The 486-nt window shown below is 44.7% G+C and carries 1 protein-coding gene and 1 pseudogene; both read right to left on the bottom strand.

The window, feature by feature from the left end; genetic code table 11:
• Positions 1-284: pseudogene (locus FNE76_RS08130) on the bottom strand (hypothetical protein); the annotation flags it as partial.
• 4 nt (positions 285-288) lie between these two features.
• On the bottom strand, positions 289-486 hold a 198-nt coding region (locus tag FNE76_RS08435; RefSeq protein ID WP_214613815.1), incomplete at its 5' end, for a hypothetical protein.

Here is a 486-nt window from a genome sequence, read left to right as displayed (position 1 = left end):
CCTGAAGATAAATTATTCCCCTTGCCACCTGAAAAATTAGCGTTCTCACGCAACACAGAATCGGGGCGGTTGTATGCCGTATCCCCCTCTGAAAAAACGCGGTTTGAATTTGACTTCTCTAAAGGCTCTTGGGTGGGTTTCCCCTCTGTGGGCGATTTTCTCACTAAGACAGATTTTTCCGAACTTTGGGCACTATCAGATTTAACCATGTATGAGGTGAAGTCGCTTATATCTAAATCTAAATCTTGAGCGATTTGGCGGCTTTGTTCTTTTAGGGCTAGCATTTCTTCATCTGTTAGCTTTGCCAATTCTTGGGGGTCTCGCATAATATGATAGATCGGGTCTAACTCTTTTTTTAGTCCCCCAACTGCTGTTAGTGTGTAGCTGGACCTCGCTAGGAATGCCCTTATAAGTGAATTGCACATGCAAGCCCTTATATTGGCTACTTCTGTGGTGGAACTCTATAATGGGCTCTATGCCCTGCGC

This window comes from Helicobacter mehlei (assembly GCF_007280785.1).
Lineage (GTDB): Bacteria > Campylobacterota > Campylobacteria > Campylobacterales > Helicobacteraceae > Helicobacter > Helicobacter mehlei.
The sequence above is the reverse complement of the archived record's forward strand: the minus strand, read 5'-3'. Positions and strand labels throughout refer to the sequence as shown.